The sequence below is a fragment of the Paenibacillus dauci genome, assembly GCF_000971985.1.
Taxonomy (GTDB): domain Bacteria; phylum Bacillota; class Bacilli; order Paenibacillales; family Paenibacillaceae; genus Saccharibacillus; species Saccharibacillus dauci.
This window is the reverse complement of sequence record NZ_LAQQ01000001.1, coordinates 827,589-844,175: the sequence shown is the minus strand read 5'-3', so window position 1 is coordinate 844,175 and position 16,587 is coordinate 827,589. Positions and strand designations below refer to the sequence as shown.

Genomic DNA, 16,587 nt, shown 5'->3' with positions numbered 1-16,587 from the left:
AACCCAATACCGAAAGGATGAATTGAATGATGAGCAATCTGCAAATCACGCCTTACCGTCTCACTTTGCAAGACTGGCAGTTCAAAGCAGCTGATGAGAATGAGTGGCTGTCTGCCGAGGTACCGGGGACGGTGCACACCGATCTGCTGGCACATAACAAAATTCCTGATCCATTCTATGGTACGAATGAAAAAGACGTACAGTGGATCGACAAAAAGGATTGGGAATACATAACAACCATTCAGGTGGAGGAGGCCGTTCTGCAGCATTCACATGTAGATCTGGTATTTCACGGACTGGATACGTATGCGGATGTCTATATGAATGATCAACTGGTACTGTCCGCGGATAATATGTTCCGTACCTGGAGAGCTGATGTCAAAGGCTATGCCAAAGCAGGCGAGAACACAATACGTATTTATTTCCGCTCTCCGATTCAGGAAGATCTGCCGAAACTGGAAGCGCTAGGCTATGCACTGCCTGCCAGTAATGACCAGTCCGATGTGGGTGAGCTGGGAGAGCAGCGCGTCAGTATTTTTGCCCGCAAAGCTCCGTATCATTATGGCTGGGACTGGGGTCCTCGTTTTGTAACCAGTGGTATCTGGCGTGAAGCCGAACTGGTCGCCTGGTCGGAAGTGCGGATTGAAGATGTATATATTCGTCAAAATCATGTAACTGCCGACTCTGCCGAACTGACAGCCGTAATTCAGATTTATTCGGAGCAGGAACGCAAAGGCAATGTGCATATCCGAACCGAAGATCAGAACTGGGAGCAGCAGGTAACTCTGCAGGAAGGTACCGATATTATCGAGATTCCGTTGACACTGGAAAACCCCAAATTATGGTGGTCCAGAGGACTTGGCGAAGCACATTTGTATACGTTTACAATAGCGGTGACAGAAGTAGCCGACCAGCAGAAGCAGTTCGCAGAGCAGAGTGTACGCACAGGGATTCGTTCCGTACGTCTGGTCCGGGAAAAGCAGGGTGATTATCCGGGAACATCGTTCTATTTTGAGCTGAATGGTGTGCCTGTATTCGCCAAGGGAGCCAATCATATTCCGAATGACAGCTTCCTGCCAAGAGTGACATATGAGAGATATCGGCACGAAATCGTATCGGCTGCCGAAGCCAATATGAATATGCTGCGTGTGTGGGGCGGCGGTATTTACGAAAATAATGAATTTTATGAACTGTGTGACGAATACGGCATTATGGTGTGGCAAGACTTTATGTTTGCCTGCAGCATGTATCCGGGGGATGAAGAATTCCTGGACAGCGTACAGGCCGAAGCCGAGGAGAATGTACGCCGTCTGCGCAACCATCCATCTGTTGTTCTGTGGTGCGGCAATAACGAGATGGATTCCGCTTGGGCGCATTATATCGAAGATGGCGGCTGGGGCTGGAAAAAGAATTATACCGAAGAGCAGCGCGAGCAAATCTGGAATGATTACAAAGCGGTATTTCATGAATTGCTGCCTGATGTCGTAGCCAGTGAATCACCGGGTATCGACTACTGGGCGTCTTCTCCGATGGTCGATATGACCGATACGGTGGAGCAGCATACACAGGGCTTAACCGACAGTGGAGATATTCACTACTGGGGCGTATGGCATGGCAGTGAGCCGTTTGAGCGTTATAACGAGTACGTAGGTCGCTTTATGAGTGAGTATGGATTCCAGTCTTTCCCGGAATATCGCTCGGTACGCACGTATGCCGAAGAAGCAGATATGGAATTGGAGTCCGAAGTGATGCTTCGCCATCAGAAAAATGGATCGGGTAACCGCCTGATTAAGGAATATATGGATAAATACCTGCCGGAGCCCAAGGACTTCCCATCCTTCCTGTATATGAGTCAGGTACTGCAGGCAGAAGCCATGCAAATGGCGATTGAAGCACATCGTCGTAACAAGCCGTACTGTATGGGTACACTGTACTGGCAGATGAATGACTGCTGGCCGGTGGCTTCATGGGCAGGCATGGATTATTTTGGCCGCTGGAAAGCACTGCATTATTACGCCAAACGCAGCTTCCGTGATATTGCGGTATCTGTCGATAGCTCGAATAAAGAGCAGTTTGATATTTATGCCATTTCCGATGTACTGGCGCCAGCTGCACTGACAATCCGGGTCAAAGTACTCGGCACCGATGGTGGATTGTACAAGGAAATCCCGCAATCCTTTAGTTTGGCAGGCAATGAATGTCTGAAACTGATGTCCCTGTCCAAAGATCATCTGCTGGACGGTGTAGATCCGCATCAGGTGGTGCTGCTGGTTGAACTGGAGCAGGATGGCATTATTATTGATTCCCAGCTGAGCTACTTTGTATCCTACAAGGATATTCCACTGAGCCAGCCGAATATTACAGTTACACAAAAAGAAGAAAATGGTGTAGCTGTCATTGAACTGACAACAGACAAGCTTGCTCGTCAGGTATGGCTGTCTGCAGATCATGCAGGAGAGTTCAGTGATAATTTCTTTGACCTGCTGCCTGGACAGACGTACCGCGTTCATTTCTGCCAACTGAGTGAAGTAGGGAATGAACATCCGTCACAGCCACAGCATGGTCTGGCTGCTGCAGCCATGATTCCATCCCGCGCTGAAGGACTCCAGGTAACATCGATGGCGGATTATATCAAGTAAAAAGGGTTATTTTGCGAATAGATCATTCAATAACAGTCTGAAATGAAATCTTATTTAGCTGATTACAGATAACATGAGTTTGGGTCAGTAACAATCTGTATATTGTGGCAGTAATCATGTAGCTAAACAGTAAAAATCCCCATGCTGTCAAAGAAGCAGCTGGGGATTTTTATTTGAATGAATAGCGTGTTAATTATGTATGTTCACTAGAGCAACCTTTGGATCGTCCTGTCCATCTTACTATAAGTGCTTGATCATAGTTACAACATATAATACCAGAAGATCGCTTTCTCATGAGCCGTAGAGAATTTGGAGTACAGCATAGTATCGACTCCACCGATCACAAAGCCATTTCTGGCATAAAATCGGCATGCCAATACATTGACATCCTGCGTCTCTAATGCAAGCCCGATCAATCTGTGCTGCTCGGCCCATGCTATAGCATGCTCTAGCAGCCTCTTTCCAATTCCTTGCCGACGATAATCTCGGCAAATACCCAAATCCTCGATAAAGGCATAGCCGTTCCAGGAAGTACTCATCCTGATCTGTCCCACGCAGCGATTATCGACATAATAGAAGAAAACTACCTTTCGTTCATTATCAATATACGAAGTATGGATATCTTCATCTTCGTATTGCTTTGAATAAGGCTCGCTATATAGCTCCTCTGTATAGCTCCAGCAGTCATTTTCGTATCTCGGCACAATCCGGCCGATGACCATGAATTCCTCATTAGCCTGATTGTAGTCGCCGATATTGGCATGCGTCATTTTCCGAATCAACAAATATCCCTCCAAATTATAATGCGATGAAATAGCAGTAGGGTCACACCTATACAGAATAATGTAGTCATTCAATCTTTTTTCTTCCTTTATTATACATATTGCTCGGTCAGTTGCCAGATATCTGGATAATGCACGTATTATAAAAGGCAACTGTATCTTGTTGAAGCATTGAATTCTTGTAGATTATAGGAAAGTAACGTGTGAAGTTTATGCTTTATCTTGTGATTTTGTTCGCATATGAGTATCATTAACATGAGGTGAAATGACTATTATGGAACGATTGCAGAAAATATTGGCTCAAGCGGGTGTAGCTTCACGCCGTAAAAGTGAAGAACTGATTCTGGCGGGAAAAGTAACCGTCAATGGTGAGGTAGTCACTGAGTTGGGAACCAAAGCTGATCCGACTGTCGATGAAATCACAGTAAATGGAAGATCCATCGCAGCTGAGAAAAAAGTATACTATATGTTTAATAAGCCAAAAGGAGTCATCACGAGTGTAACCGATCCGGAAGGACGGAAAACGGTGCAGGACTATCTTAAAGGCGTTAATGAGCGTGTATTCCCGGTTGGACGTCTGGATTATGACTCCGAAGGATTACTGATACTGACCAACGATGGCGAACTGGCCAACAGATTGACCCATCCCAAGCATCATGTACCCAAAACCTATCTGGTTACGGTAGAAGGGGTACCGCATGGCGATTCCCTGGAGAAATTCCGTCGTGGTATCCAATTGGAAGATGGTATGACCCAGCCTGCAGAGGCTGAATATTACGATATCGATACAGACAAAAAACAGGCGACGATTCGTGTCACGATCTACGAAGGCAAGAACCGCCAGATCCGTCGTATGTTTGATGCGCTCTCGCATAAAGTTATCCGTCTGAAAAGGATCGCTTTTGGAGAACTGCTGATTGGCAATCTCAAGCGCGGTCTGCATCGTCCGCTCAGCAAACAGGAGCTCGATGCCCTGCAAAAAGGCTCCAAATAAGTAGCACCACAATACTACAGAAATCGTTAATTCCGATATTCCGTCGCACAGCTGGGGGGCTTTAGAAAATGAGTGAACAATTGAACCGCATTCTCGTAGTCGATGACGAAGAACGTATTCGCCGTCTGCTGCGCATGTATCTGGAAAAAGAAGGTTATGAAATCGAAGAAGCCGAAGATGGAGAAACCGCGCTACGGAAAGCTCTGGCAGATGACTATGGTCTAATCATGCTGGATCTGATGCTGCCGGGAATCGACGGAATTGAAGTCTGCAACCGTCTGCGTCAATCCAAGTCTACACCGGTATTGATGCTGACAGCCAAAGGCGAAGAAGTAAACCGTGTACAGGGCTTTGAAGTAGGAGCGGATGACTATGTAGTCAAGCCGTTCAGTCCACGCGAAGTTATCTACCGGGTCAAGGCAATCATGCGCCGTTCATCGGCAACAGCCTATCTGTCCCAGGAGAACAATTCGAGCAACAATATTGTTTTCCCGAACCTGATCATTGAGCATGATGCCCACCGGGTAACAGCCAGCGGTCATGAGATCAGTCTGACACCAAAAGAATATGAGCTGCTGCACTTCCTTGCTACGTCTCCGGACAAGGTGTTTTCACGGGAAGAACTGCTTAAGGATGTATGGAATTATGAGTTTTTCGGCGACCTGCGTACGGTCGATACCCATGTAAAGCGCTTGCGTGAAAAACTGAATAAGGTCTCTCCTGATTCTGCCGCGATGATCACGACGGTGTGGGGGGTAGGCTACAAGTTAGAGGTGCCTAAATAAGTGGACTTCTGGAGAACGCTTGTCGGTAAATTGTGGCTGACGATCAGCGGATTGGTAGCTTGTGTGCTGCTGACGCTGGGGCTGTTTTTACTGCCTTATATTGATACCAATTTTACCAATTCAGATGCGATCAAAAGGCTGTTTACGTATGTATCGATTATCGGTTTTGCGCTGACTACATTTTTTGCGTTGTTCCTGCTGACCAAGATTACACAGCCGATGCAGCAGCTGATCCAGGCGACAGATGGTATCCGTAAAGGAAAGTACAATACCCGTCTTGCGCTGCGTACCGGTGACGAGATTGGTCAACTGGCAAGCGCTTTTAACCATATGGCTGAAGAACTGGAGAAAAATATCCAGAATCTGCAGCTGGAAAAGGAACAAATGGCCAGCGTACTGCGAAGCATGGGTGATGGTGTAATTACTTTTGACAAGCAGGGCAATATGATTCTTCATAATCCACTAGGCGAGATGATTATGGACAGCTGGCACAAGGCCGGCTGGGAGGGACAGCAGGATGGCAGCGGCGCTGCAGCTTCCAAAGTGCCGGAACCTCTTTATCCGATGTTCGAACGGGTTATTCGCGAACGACAGGATCAGAGCTCTAATATTCATGTCAAACAGCAGGTATGGGCAGTGAATATGACCCCTCTTTATTCAGGGGAGGATGTTCGCGGTACCGTATCTGTATTGCGTGATGTGACTGAAGAGGTGAAAGCAGAGAAAATGCGGCGTGACTTTGTTGCCAACGTCTCGCACGAGATTCGTACACCGCTGCAGATGATTCAGGGATATAGTGAAGCACTGCTGGATGGCATGGCATCCTCGCCCGAGGAAAGCAATGAACTGGTACAGGTCATTTATGACGAGTCTTTGCGGATGAGCCGGCTCGTACAGGATCTGCTGGATCTATCGCGGATGGAAGCAGGACATACAGACATGAATTTCGGCCAGATGAATCTGAATGAATTGATGGATCGGGTGTACCGGAAGTTCTCTGTGCGTGCCAAGGAACGTGAACTGGATCTGAAGTTTATTCGTACTGAAGCACCGCTCATGCTGGAAGCTGATACCGATCGGCTGGAGCAGGTCTTTACCAATCTGCTGGATAATGCTTTCCGTCATACCCAGGCGGGAGGAACGATCACGGTTACAGCGGTACTGGAAGAAGATCAGATCAAAGTGTCGTTCCAGGATACAGGTGCAGGGATTCCAATGGAAGATCTGCCATTTATTTTTGAACGCTTTTACAAAGCGGATAAAGCTAGAGTACGGGGAGAATCGGGTGGTACCGGACTTGGGCTGGCTATTGTACGTAATATTATAGAAGCCCATCAGGGTACTATTGCTGCGGATAGCCAGGTAGGTAAAGGTACCGTATTTACTTTGAAGCTCCCTGTACATCGTGAAGTCCGGGATTAAATAGTGCTCAACGGTGTGTCGCCTAAAATTCATTACCAAAAAGCTCCTGCCGATTATTCGGTGCAGGAGCTTTTTGGTATATCTACATTTATTATAATTCGGGATAATCCATATTTTTGGACTATTGGGTTAAGCCAGTACAACTTCCTGCGCTGTTTTCAGGTTTGGCAGATCGGTCAGTTCAACCAGTACCTGCTTCGGCACATCTTTGTCCACGGTCAGGATCATGATGGCTTCACCGCCTTCAATTTTCCGTCCAACTTGCATGGAGGCGATATTGACATCTTTTTGACCCAGCAGGGAGCCGACATTACCGATAATGCCTGGCTTATCTGTGTGCGATACGAGAATCTGGTGACCGGCAGGCAGTACGTCTACCGAATAGTCATTAATACGGACAATACGCTCGCCATAACCGCTTAGCAGCGTACCGGATATGCGTTGTTCGCTGCCATCCTGTCCTTTAAGGCTGACAGTAATCAGATTGGTGAAGCCTTTGGTCGAAGGTGCACTTGTAACGATCACATTCAGATCACGCACTTTCGCCAGATGAAGCGAATTGACAATGTTGGCTTCCGAACCGAGGTGACGGGACAGAATGCCTTTCAGAATATAACGGGTCAGCGGCTGGGTATCCACTTCGGATAGGTCACCTGCATAGTCGATACGGATCTCCTGGATAGCTTGTGCTGAGATTTGAGCGGCAAAGCTGCCCAACTTCTCACCCAATCCAAAGTACGGCTGCAGCTTGTTCATGACGCTTGCAGCAACAGGAGGCATATTCACCGCATTTTTGAAAGGTTCATCCCGCAGAATATGCAGCACTTGCTCGGATACGTCGATCGCTACATTCTCCTGGGCTTCTATAGTGGATGCACCAAGGTGAGGGGTGACGATAATATTCGGATGGTTGAGGAAAGGATGATCTGCCTGTGGCGGCTCGCTTTCGAATACGTCAAAGGCTGCTCCGGCTACAATGCCTTCATCAATCGCAGCTACAAGCGCTAGTTCATCCACTACTCCGCCGCGTGCACAGTTGATGATTCGCATTCCTTTTTTCATGATCTGGAACTGTGGAGTAGATATCATATGTTTGGTTTCCGGTGTAAGCGGAGTATGCACTGTCATAAAGTCTGCGTTTTTGAGGATATCATCCACGCTGGCGAGTTTGACCCCCATTTTGTCGGCACGCTCTTGGGTCAGGAACGGATCATAGCCCAGAATGTCCATACCGAACGCTTTGGCACGTTTGGCAACTTCGCTGCCGATACGTCCCATACCGAGCACGCCGAGTGTTTTGTTACGCAGTTCGACCCCGAGGAAAGATTTGCGGTCCCAGGTACCGTTAATAGTTTTGGCATAGGCTTGTGGAATATGACGAGCCAGAGCCATCATCATGGCAAAAGTATGCTCACAGGTTGTAATAGTATTTCCGTCCGGTGCGTTAATAACGATAATACCGCGCTGGGTAGCAGCTTCCAGATCAATATTGTCGACGCCCACACCAGCACGTCCGACTACTTTGAGATTTGTTGCAGCTTCCATGATTTTGGCAGTTACTGTGGTCTGACTGCGTACGAGCAGTGCATCATATTCGCCGATAATGGCAGTTAATTCGTCTTCACTGAGTCCTGTCTTTTTGTCTACCGTGATGTCTGAAGCATCCATCAGTTGTTGAATCCCCAGATCGCTAATTGGATCAGATACCAGTACCTTAAACATTATTTCTTTCCTCCTCCAAATTGGTCATTCTTTGTTTGTAGTCGTTCTTGTTGATTATGCAGATTTTATTTATATGAACACCTGCTTCCGTCACTGGTGCTGACAGACAGCTGCAGATGTTAATATCCACCACATTTAATTACCGAATAAACGCACTAACGCACAAAAGTAAAAAGGATACAAAAAAGCACTCATCCGCATACTACGATCGTAGTTAAGGGACGAGAGCTGTCGTGGTACCACCCTAATTCGCTGTTCTCTCACAAGAAGCAGCCTTATGGTCAAATCAATTGACCGGATTCATAACGGAATCACCCGACTGTACCTACTCCATGTTCAATACAGTGACTCAGGAACGCTCAAAATATACAATCGGTTTACCGGTTTGCACCAACCACCGGCTCTCTGAAAACCAGAGTGCAATTTTTTTCCTTCACAGACGCTGATGTAATTTAATTTTTTCATAATGTACCATGGGTTACATACCATGTCAATAACGTATTTTAGAATCAAACACGAATATTAAAGGTCTAATCAGTCTGAATATACGTATTATATACAATTTCAGTTTCGGTTGAAACCAATATTTATCCAGCAGCGTATTCAAAAAAAGTAGAATAATATGGGGATCATAAAAGCAATGCAAACCATAAAAACACCTTGGCATACTAGCAATCAAAGAGAATCATGATGATCAATGTGCGGAATAGAAGGATCAGAAGGAGCAAATTATTTGCTTTGCCGGATATCATGTTATAATGAATTTTATTAATTGAAAGTGGGCATCCGGCTCAATGCTTAACTAAGAGGATTGTGATTATGAAAAAAGGCAAGTTTCGATCATTCAAATTAAAACGTGTACAGCCTGAACAACTGACCGACAAACTGCTGCTTGCCAATCTGTATTTGACCCAGGGACTTACACTGCTTGTCGGTATGATCTGGATCTGGCTGCAGGGACGTAATCCATTTGCACTGCTGGAGCTGCCAGCCAATCTTCATTTTGTATGGTGGGGATTGGGACTCGCCGGAGCGATGCTACTTGCGGATCTGTTTATTTCGCGTATAGTGCCGGAGAGTAGTATGGACGACGGTGGAATTAACGAAATGATTTTCAAAAATCGGCCAATCTGGCATATTATCATTATCACGCTGATTGTAGGAATTTGCGAAGAAATACTGTTCCGCGGAGCGATTCAGCATGCTTTCGGACCTTACTGGACCAGCATTATTTTCGCTGCGATTCATTTTCGGTATCTTCGTCACTGGATTCCCACAGGCTGGGTGTTTGTCAGCAGCTATGCTCTTGGGTATATTTATATTGAATCCGGTACATTATGGGCACCCATTTTATGTCATTTTATGATTGACCTGATATCCGGTCTGATTATTTCGTTGCGGAGGGAAAAATGAGCGAACGTCTAAGCAGGTTGGAACGCTATGGTAATACCAAGGATACAAGCAGAGTAGAACGTTATGGCAGTAACCGGGATGAAGGACTGCTAACCGGTGGCCGAATTAAGCTTCCTGGGGGCCGCAGCAAGCGTTCATCACGAACAGTACGGCAAGCTGCCTATCAATCGGTAAGTCCGGCTCTGGCAGCAGATGGCCATGTACAAGTAGATGGCGAAGAAGAGGAAGAAGGCGAAAAAGAATACGCGCCTCGTAGCACGATCTATCCGGCACGCAAAATCCGGTTGGCCAAGTTCTTTTATGGCTATCTGATCTTTATGTTCGTCGTACTGACCGGTATGCTGCTCTGGTGGGGCTTCAAGCTCTCGGGCTTTATGCTAAGCTGGGATAAATTCAAAAACCTGATGATGTAGTTATTGCCAGCATGAGACAGTCATAACCTGCTTATCCAACCTATACACAGATACAATAGCTGGCTGGCCTGAATATCAAAAGCAAAAAACGCAGATAGCGGATGATTCCGCTGTCTGCGTTTTTATTTACTGTTTTGTGATATTGTATGATCCAGAATTCCTTGATCGTGTTTTGGTATTAAACATTAACGCATTTCTGGTTCAATCGTATCCGGATCAACAAATGTATATCCTTTGGCTTCCAGCTTGGTCAGCAACTGATCCAGTGCCTCGACGGTCCATGGCAGTTCATGCATCAGAATCGTGCTGCCGGAATGCAGTTGATCCATAACATTCGTGATGACTGCCTGTGGGTCATCCTGGTTAACCCAGTCCAGCGAGCCGACTGACCAGTTCATATACATCAGATTGTTTTTGGCAGCGACTTCATGTACGGCATCGTTGCCTGCTCCATTTGGTGGCCGCAGGAAGCGTGGAGTGACATTAATCGTTTCCTTAATGATTTTCTGGGTATCTTCAATCTGCTGTTTAACTTTGGCAGGAGATTCGTTTTTCAGAACGATATGATCATAAGTATGATTACCGATTACGCCACCACGATCATGAATCAGCTTGAGCAGCTCGGGGTGTCTTTTGACACGACTGCCATTTACATAGAAAATAGCACGGGCATTGTGCTTGTCTAGCGTATCAATCATGCTGTTGATCATTTTTGCTTCTTTTGGACCATCGTCAAAAGTGAGCAAAACGACTTTTTTCGGTGTTTTGTCGGATTCTTTGTTTGGCACGATATCATAATTTTTGTTCATATGATATGTATAGCTTGCAGGTGCCTCGGCTTTGGAATCTTCAGCGGTTGTACTACTGTTCTCTCCAGACTTGGTATCGGTTGAGCCAGCAGAAGTTGTACCCGATGATGCTGTGGTATCATTTCCGGTCTGGGGTGCGGCAGTTGCTCCGGTATTCTGTTCGGTTGCAGCTGGTGTAGCAGGCGTCTGAGTGGCACCTGTATTGCCAGCGGTGCTCTGATTGCTGCATGCAGATAGGATCAGCACGGATAAAAGCAGCCATCCCGCGGTTTTCTTGAACATTCATTTCACACTCTTTTCTGTCTGTAGTTTCTGGTCCAGCTGATGATATCCATGTAGAGAATTACACAACAATAGGATAAACAGCAGCCCTATGTAAATTAAATCCCTAAAAAGCATAAAAAAGCAACACTTGTATAAATCTTCTATGCTTTTTTTAGGCATACAAATGCGTTATAACCCAAAAATAGACGCGATGAATCAATAGGATAACAATAAAACGCTTACAATCATAATTCTTTCTAAAGCGTTTTATTACGTGCATTTAAGGATAATAAATGGTAACATAGACAATATAGCATCGCTATATTTATCACCATATGAATAGGGAATGGATGACACGCATTGCGCCGTGATCACAACCTATGTTTTTAAGGGGGATCCTATCATGAAAATAGAAAGATTGAGCTCAGATAAAATACGGATTTTCCTTACTTTTGACGATCTCACTGAGCGCGGGATTCAAAAAGAAGATATGTGGCAGGAGATTCCAAAAGTCCATGACCTGTTCACCGAAATGATGGACCAGGCTTATACGGAGCTTGGGTTTGATGCTACCGGTCCTCTGGCAGTTGAAGTATTCGCGCTTCCTGCACAAGGTATGGTAGTGATAGTAACTCGCGGTAAATACGATCAGCATCTGGGTACCATGAACGAAGATGATCTGGCTGATGAGATATACGAGATGGAAGTTACGCTCGAAGAGACTGACTTTATCGCTTATTCCTTTAAGGACTTCGAGACATTGATCGAAGCAGCGCATACTCTGTCTCAGAATGTAACGGAAGCTGGAAGACTGTATCATTACAAAGATCAGTGGGTCTTCACCCTTGATCCTGCTGAAGTAGATATGTCCAAGCATGCAGCTTTGATCGCTGTACTGGCTGAATTTGGAGATGCTACTTCGGTTACCGAAGCTATGCTGGAAGAGTACGGCAAAGTGGTTATGCCGGAAAATGCAGTTCAGGTCATTTGCGAACATTTCAAACGCAATGATTGAATGAAACCAAGGCATCCAGGTATTTCCTTCACTTGATGAATAGTTCGACCGGCCGGAAGGAGTTCCTATTTCGTATGTTGCAAATAATGGCACATCAACCGGTAGTCAGGCTATCAATCAATGAGGGGGAATCTGGGTGTCTTTATTTTCAATTCTGATGGCCGCAATAGCTCCGGGTATTGCACTGCTTGTCTATGTCTATCTCAAGGATAAATATGACACCGAGCCGCTTCATCTGGTGATCAAATTTTTCTTGCTGGGCATAGCCATTGTATTTCCGATTATGATTATTCAGCGAGCTATGGTGCTCGGCTTGGGAGAAAGTCCGTATGTTTTCTCATTTCTGATCTCTGCCGGTGTGGAAGAAGGAGCCAAATGGTTTATTATTTATCATATTCTGTACAACCATACTGAATTTGATGAACCTTACGATGGAATCGTCTATGCGGTAGCTCTTTCACTTGGATTTGCTACATTGGAGAATGTGCTGTATGCACTTTATAATTCAATGTCGGTAATGTCGCTGCTGGCACGTGGTTTGCTGCCAGTATCGGGACATGCATTGTTTGGAGTCATTATGGGGTATTACGTGGGTAAAGCCAAATTTACTTCTACTTCGCGTAAACGTCGCTGGTTCCTGGTATGTGCACTGATTTTGCCGTTGTTCTGGCATGGTGTATATGACTTTATCTTGCAGACGGTTACCCAGAACTGGCTATGGTACATAGTACCTTTAATGTTGTTTCTGTGGTATGGCGGTATGATCAAGATTGCACGTGCTAATAATCGCTCTCCTTTCCGCTTTGTCAAAAGGGAAGAAGAAATGAATACGTAATATCGGGATAAAATGATAAGTCTGCAACCGGAGAATAAAGCCGGTATGCAGGCTTTGTTTTTTTTTGTGGATGAAAATAGTGCTTGGTGTGTTAAGCCTTCACAAGTACAAGCGCAATAACTTAGCAATAACTTATAAAAACGACCTGGATATAATATCGAATCGAGCAATCGGTTGAAATATTAGATGTATATTCATATCAAAAATGGTTTGTTTCCACATATTCCAATAAAAGCCGGATAATCACGGAACAGCCTGAGGAGGTCAGAAACAAGGAATACTGGACAGAATATAAAGAATTATACAGATTCAATCCTGCAAAAATTAATTCGTTATTGATTTAAACAATCGTTCGATTTGTAAAGTTTATAAGTGACTGTGCGATTTTGCATGTTCTAGGGGACTGTGTTATAATTTGCTTGACGCAGGCAATGCCTGCTTTTTTATTGAGTTGGAGTATGATGATTGAGGGGGAGTTCCCGGTTGGAACGCCAAAAGTTAGAACATAACGGGAAAATCAACATTGCGATTGATGGACCTGCCGGCGCAGGGAAAAGTACAATTGCCCGTATGGTCGCTAAGCGACTCGGCTATGTATATGTCGATTCGGGAGCAATGTACCGCGCCGTCACATGGCATATGCTTCAATTAAATATTGAACCTGAAAATGCCGAAAAAGTGCTTCAAGAAGCACAGAATCTGGTGATTGAATTAATACCTGATGAACAGGGGCAGAAGGTCCTGGCTAATGGAGCGGATGTAACTGCAGATATTCGTAGTCTGACCGTGAACCGGATTGTGTCACGATATGCGCAAATCGAGGGGCTGAGAGTAAAGCTATCGTCTTTACAGCGGCAAATGGCTTTGCGTAAAGGCGTTGTGATGGATGGACGCGATATCGGTACTCATGTGCTTCCTGATGCAGAGTTGAAGATCTTTATGACTGCAACTGTGCAGGAGCGCGCCAGACGCAGATATGCAGAGATGGATGCTTCTGAGGGAATTACCCTCGAGCAGCTTGAACGCGAAATTGCAGAACGGGATCAGCTGGATGAACAGCGTGAGTTTTCCCCGCTGGTATGTGCAGAGGATGCTATGGTACTCGATACAACATCGATGTCCATCGAACAAGTATCCGATCATATTCTGATGCTGGCCCATACTACAATGGCAGGGAGAGTCTGATTGATGTTCTATCGATTCATTCGCGCTCTTATACGCTTTTTCTACCGAATTCTGTTCCGTATCAAAGCGGAAGGATTGGAGCATATCCCGCAAGAAGGCGGCGTACTGCTCTGTTCCAACCACATCAGTAATCTTGATCCACCAATGGTAGGTATCCTGATTAAGCGCCAGGTTCGTTTTATGGCCAAGGAAGAGCTGTTTCATGCTCCTGTACTGGGACCGATTATTGCAAGATTGGGTGCTTTTCCGGTTAAACGGGGAGGCATCAGCAAAGAATCGATCCGTACTGCACTCACCATTTTGCGTGAAGGCGGTATAATGGGTATTTTCCCTGAAGGTACGCGTAATTCTCAGGCGGCAGTCGCCAAGCGTGGTGCTGCAACTTTTGCATTACGGAGTGATGCTGCAGTAATTCCGGCTGCAATTATCGGGAATTACAAGCTTTTTCGTACAACCAAGGTTGTGTATGGTCCACCGGTTGATCTTTCTGCTTACAAAGGCAAGGATGCAATTGGTACGGCCGAGGAAGCAACGGAGAAAATTATGGAAGCTATCCATAAAATTATCCGTGAAAATCAATAAATGTGTTTTGAACTCAGCTTTAATGCGAGTTTAAATAAATGGGATTTGAATCGAGGAGGGTATTGACATGTCGGAAGAAAATAATAACCAAGAAACTACCGAAGTTACAAACCAGGAGGCGCTTGATCAGTTCGTCTCCCTGAACAAAGGTGACACAGTCACAGGAACAATCGTCAAAATTGATGATAATCAAGCTTATGTAAGTATTGGATATAAATATGACGGCGTTATTCCAGTCCGTGAACTTTCTTCAGTACACGTAGACAGCGCTTCTGAAGCTGTAGAAGTGGGCCAGGAAGTGGAATGCAAAGTTGTAAGCATCAATGACGAGAAAGAAACTCTCGTTCTGTCCAAGCGTGCGATCGACAGTGAAAACGCATGGGAAACACTGGAACAGCGTTTTGAGTCCGGTGAAGTATTCGAAGTTGCTGTATCCGATGTTGTAAAAGGCGGACTGGTAGCTGACGTGGGCGCACGCGGATTTATCCCTGCATCTATGGTAGAGCGTCATTTCGTAGAAGATTTCAGCGATTACAAAGGTCGTACACTTCGCGTTAAAGTAAAAGAACTGGACCGCGAAAACAACAAAGTAATCCTGTCCCAAAAAGATGTGCTGGAAGCAGAATATGAGTCCAACAAGCATAAAATCATGGAAAGCCTGCAAGAAGGCCAGGAGCTGACAGGTACTGTACAGCGTCTGACTCAATTCGGTGCATTCGTTGATGTAGGCGGCGTAGATGGTCTGGTACACGTATCCGAGATCGCTTGGACACATGTAGACAAGCCAGCTGACGTACTGTCCGAAGGCGACGAAGTAAAAGTAAAAGTACTGCGCGTTGATCCTGAAAAAGGCAAAATCAGCCTCAGTATCAAAGCGGCTCAACCAGGTCCTTGGGAGACTGCAGCAGACAAGTTCCATACTGGCGATGTAGTATCCGGCGAAGTAAAACGTCTGGTAAACTTCGGCGCATTCGTTGAAATCGCTCCAGGTGTGGAAGGTCTGGTACACATTTCCCAAATCTCCCACAAACACATCGGTACTCCGCAAGAAGTACTGGAAGAAGGCCAAACCGTTTCCGTAAAAGTACTGGATGTAAATCCTAGCGAAAAACGCGTTAGCCTGAGCATCAAAGAAACCGAAGAAGCTCCTGCAGATGAGCCAAAAGCGCCTAGAGAAAACAGCAACAAAGGTAGCCGTGCTCCAAAACAGGAAGAGCTGAACAACCCTAACGTTTCCCTGAGCAATCAAGGTATGAACGTAACACTGGGCGACCTCTTCGGCGATAAATTAAGCAAATTTAAGTGATTAGAAGCAAGTGATTTAAGAGCAAGTGATTTCCTTGCTCCCTAAACGGCAACGTTTCAATGCCGTTTAGACGCATGACTAATACCAACTACAATAACTTCAATCCACTCCTCTCTTAAAGCAGTAGAAAATGAAAGTTTCCTTCTGCTAAGTAAGAGAATTCATAGCTAAAAGTTAGAACAGACGGTATTGCTTGCAAGCAAGAAATCACACTGCAATATTCACTTTACCAGCATATACATTCCAGGGCTTAACCCGTACAGTCCACCAGATGATTGCGGAGGATTTATCGGCTAAGCGCACCAGATAATCGGCGAATCCGTAATGGGTTCGCCGATTATTTCTTTTTATTAACGTTAAATTCGTCATAATGTTAGCCAAGGCAATCGTTTTTTGCTATGATGATTAACGGAAAGATAGA

General features: G+C 45.4%; 14 protein-coding genes and 1 other annotated feature. Of the genes, 11 read left to right on the top strand and 3 right to left on the bottom strand.

Annotation, left to right across the window (positions count from 1 at the left end; genetic code table 11):
• The first annotated feature begins 26 nt into the window (after positions 1-26).
• On the top strand, positions 27-2,639 hold the full coding sequence (locus tag WH46_RS11035; RefSeq protein ID WP_052714199.1) for a beta-mannosidase: 2,613 nt from the start codon (positions 27-29) through the stop codon (positions 2,637-2,639).
• Between the two features lie 260 nt (positions 2,640-2,899).
• Here WH46_RS11035 and WH46_RS11030 read toward each other — a convergent pair whose 3' ends face one another.
• On the bottom strand, positions 2,900-3,421 hold the full coding sequence (locus WH46_RS11030) for a GNAT family N-acetyltransferase (RefSeq protein ID WP_046226722.1): 522 nt from the start codon (positions 3,419-3,421) through the stop codon (positions 2,900-2,902).
• A 274-nt stretch (positions 3,422-3,695) separates the two neighbouring features.
• Here WH46_RS11030 and WH46_RS11025 point away from each other — a divergent pair, with 274 nt between their 5' ends.
• From WH46_RS11025 to WH46_RS11015, 3 genes are all read left to right on the top strand, one after another.
• On the top strand, positions 3,696-4,415 hold the full coding sequence (locus WH46_RS11025) for a pseudouridine synthase (RefSeq protein ID WP_017814370.1): 720 nt from the start codon (positions 3,696-3,698) through the stop codon (positions 4,413-4,415).
• A 68-nt stretch (positions 4,416-4,483) separates the two neighbouring features.
• Positions 4,484-5,200 carry a response regulator transcription factor gene (locus WH46_RS11020; protein WP_017814371.1) on the top strand — a complete coding sequence of 239 codons (717 nt, stop codon included), beginning with the start codon at positions 4,484-4,486 and terminating at the stop codon, positions 5,198-5,200.
• Complete coding sequence (locus tag WH46_RS11015; RefSeq protein WP_017814372.1) at positions 5,201-6,622, top strand: HAMP domain-containing sensor histidine kinase; 1,422 nt, start codon at positions 5,201-5,203, stop codon at positions 6,620-6,622.
• A 129-nt stretch (positions 6,623-6,751) separates the two neighbouring features.
• Here the strand turns inward: WH46_RS11015 and serA are convergent, their stop codons facing one another.
• Complete coding sequence (serA, locus tag WH46_RS11010) at positions 6,752-8,344, bottom strand: phosphoglycerate dehydrogenase (RefSeq protein WP_046226721.1); 1,593 nt, start codon at positions 8,342-8,344, stop codon at positions 6,752-6,754.
• A gap of 214 nt (positions 8,345-8,558) precedes the next feature.
• Positions 8,559-8,790, bottom strand: a binding site (T-box leader).
• A gap of 373 nt (positions 8,791-9,163) precedes the next feature.
• On the opposite strand from serA, the gene WH46_RS11005 reads away from it, so the two are divergent.
• Positions 9,164-9,757 (top strand): CPBP family intramembrane glutamic endopeptidase, encoded by a 594-nt coding sequence (locus tag WH46_RS11005; protein ID WP_046226720.1) that lies wholly within the window; start codon positions 9,164-9,166, stop codon positions 9,755-9,757.
• Positions 9,754-10,170: a hypothetical protein gene (locus WH46_RS11000; RefSeq protein WP_017814375.1), complete on the top strand. Its 417-nt coding sequence runs from the start codon at positions 9,754-9,756 to the stop codon at positions 10,168-10,170. The genes WH46_RS11005 and WH46_RS11000 overlap by 4 nt, the downstream gene beginning before the upstream one ends.
• Positions 10,171-10,355: 185 nt before the next feature.
• On the opposite strand, the gene WH46_RS10995 is transcribed toward WH46_RS11000, so the two are convergent.
• Entirely contained in the window at positions 10,356-11,261 is a 906-nt protein-coding gene (locus WH46_RS10995) for a polysaccharide deacetylase family protein (RefSeq protein WP_046226719.1), read from the bottom strand.
• 385 nt (positions 11,262-11,646) lie between these two features.
• Here WH46_RS10995 and WH46_RS10990 point away from each other — a divergent pair, with 385 nt between their 5' ends.
• From WH46_RS10990 to rpsA, 5 genes are all read left to right on the top strand, one after another.
• Positions 11,647-12,258 carry a genetic competence negative regulator gene (locus WH46_RS10990; RefSeq protein ID WP_017814377.1) on the top strand — a complete coding sequence of 204 codons (612 nt, stop codon included), beginning with the start codon at positions 11,647-11,649 and terminating at the stop codon, positions 12,256-12,258.
• A 136-nt stretch (positions 12,259-12,394) separates the two neighbouring features.
• On the top strand, positions 12,395-13,093 hold the full coding sequence (gene prsW / locus WH46_RS10985; protein WP_046226718.1) for a glutamic-type intramembrane protease PrsW: 699 nt from the start codon (positions 12,395-12,397) through the stop codon (positions 13,091-13,093).
• Between the two features lie 483 nt (positions 13,094-13,576).
• The gene (cmk, locus tag WH46_RS10980; protein ID WP_017814379.1) at positions 13,577-14,278 is read left to right on the top strand and encodes a (d)CMP kinase; all 702 of its coding nucleotides are present in this window, start codon (positions 13,577-13,579) and stop codon (positions 14,276-14,278) included.
• A gap of 3 nt (positions 14,279-14,281) precedes the next feature.
• Positions 14,282-14,860 carry a lysophospholipid acyltransferase family protein gene (locus WH46_RS10975; RefSeq protein WP_017814380.1) on the top strand — a complete coding sequence of 193 codons (579 nt, stop codon included), beginning with the start codon at positions 14,282-14,284 and terminating at the stop codon, positions 14,858-14,860.
• 67 nt (positions 14,861-14,927) lie between these two features.
• Positions 14,928-16,166: a 30S ribosomal protein S1 gene (gene rpsA / locus WH46_RS10970; RefSeq protein ID WP_017814381.1), complete on the top strand. Its 1,239-nt coding sequence runs from the start codon at positions 14,928-14,930 to the stop codon at positions 16,164-16,166.
• The last annotated feature ends 421 nt before the right edge of the window (positions 16,167-16,587 follow it).

What these genes read in the sequence shown, in the direction of transcription:
- WH46_RS11035 (WP_052714199.1), top strand. Translation starts at nt 27, where the DNA reads ATGATGAGCAATCTGCAAATCACGCCTTACCGTCTCACTTTGCAAGAC.
- WH46_RS11025 (WP_017814370.1), top strand. Translation starts at nt 3,696, where the DNA reads ATGGAACGATTGCAGAAAATATTGGCTCAAGCGGGTGTAGCTTCACGC.
- WH46_RS11020 (WP_017814371.1), top strand. Translation starts at nt 4,484, where the DNA reads ATGAGTGAACAATTGAACCGCATTCTCGTAGTCGATGACGAAGAACGT.
- serA (WP_046226721.1), bottom strand. Translation starts at nt 8,344, where the DNA reads ATGTTTAAGGTACTGGTATCTGATCCAATTAGCGATCTGGGGATTCAA.
- WH46_RS11005 (WP_046226720.1), top strand. Translation starts at nt 9,164, where the DNA reads ATGAAAAAAGGCAAGTTTCGATCATTCAAATTAAAACGTGTACAGCCT.
- WH46_RS11000 (WP_017814375.1), top strand. Translation starts at nt 9,754, where the DNA reads ATGAGCGAACGTCTAAGCAGGTTGGAACGCTATGGTAATACCAAGGAT.
- WH46_RS10995 (WP_046226719.1), bottom strand. Translation starts at nt 11,261, where the DNA reads ATGTTCAAGAAAACCGCGGGATGGCTGCTTTTATCCGTGCTGATCCTA.
- WH46_RS10990 (WP_017814377.1), top strand. Translation starts at nt 11,647, where the DNA reads ATGAAAATAGAAAGATTGAGCTCAGATAAAATACGGATTTTCCTTACT.
- WH46_RS10975 (WP_017814380.1), top strand. Translation starts at nt 14,282, where the DNA reads ATGTTCTATCGATTCATTCGCGCTCTTATACGCTTTTTCTACCGAATT.
- rpsA (WP_017814381.1), top strand. Translation starts at nt 14,928, where the DNA reads ATGTCGGAAGAAAATAATAACCAAGAAACTACCGAAGTTACAAACCAG.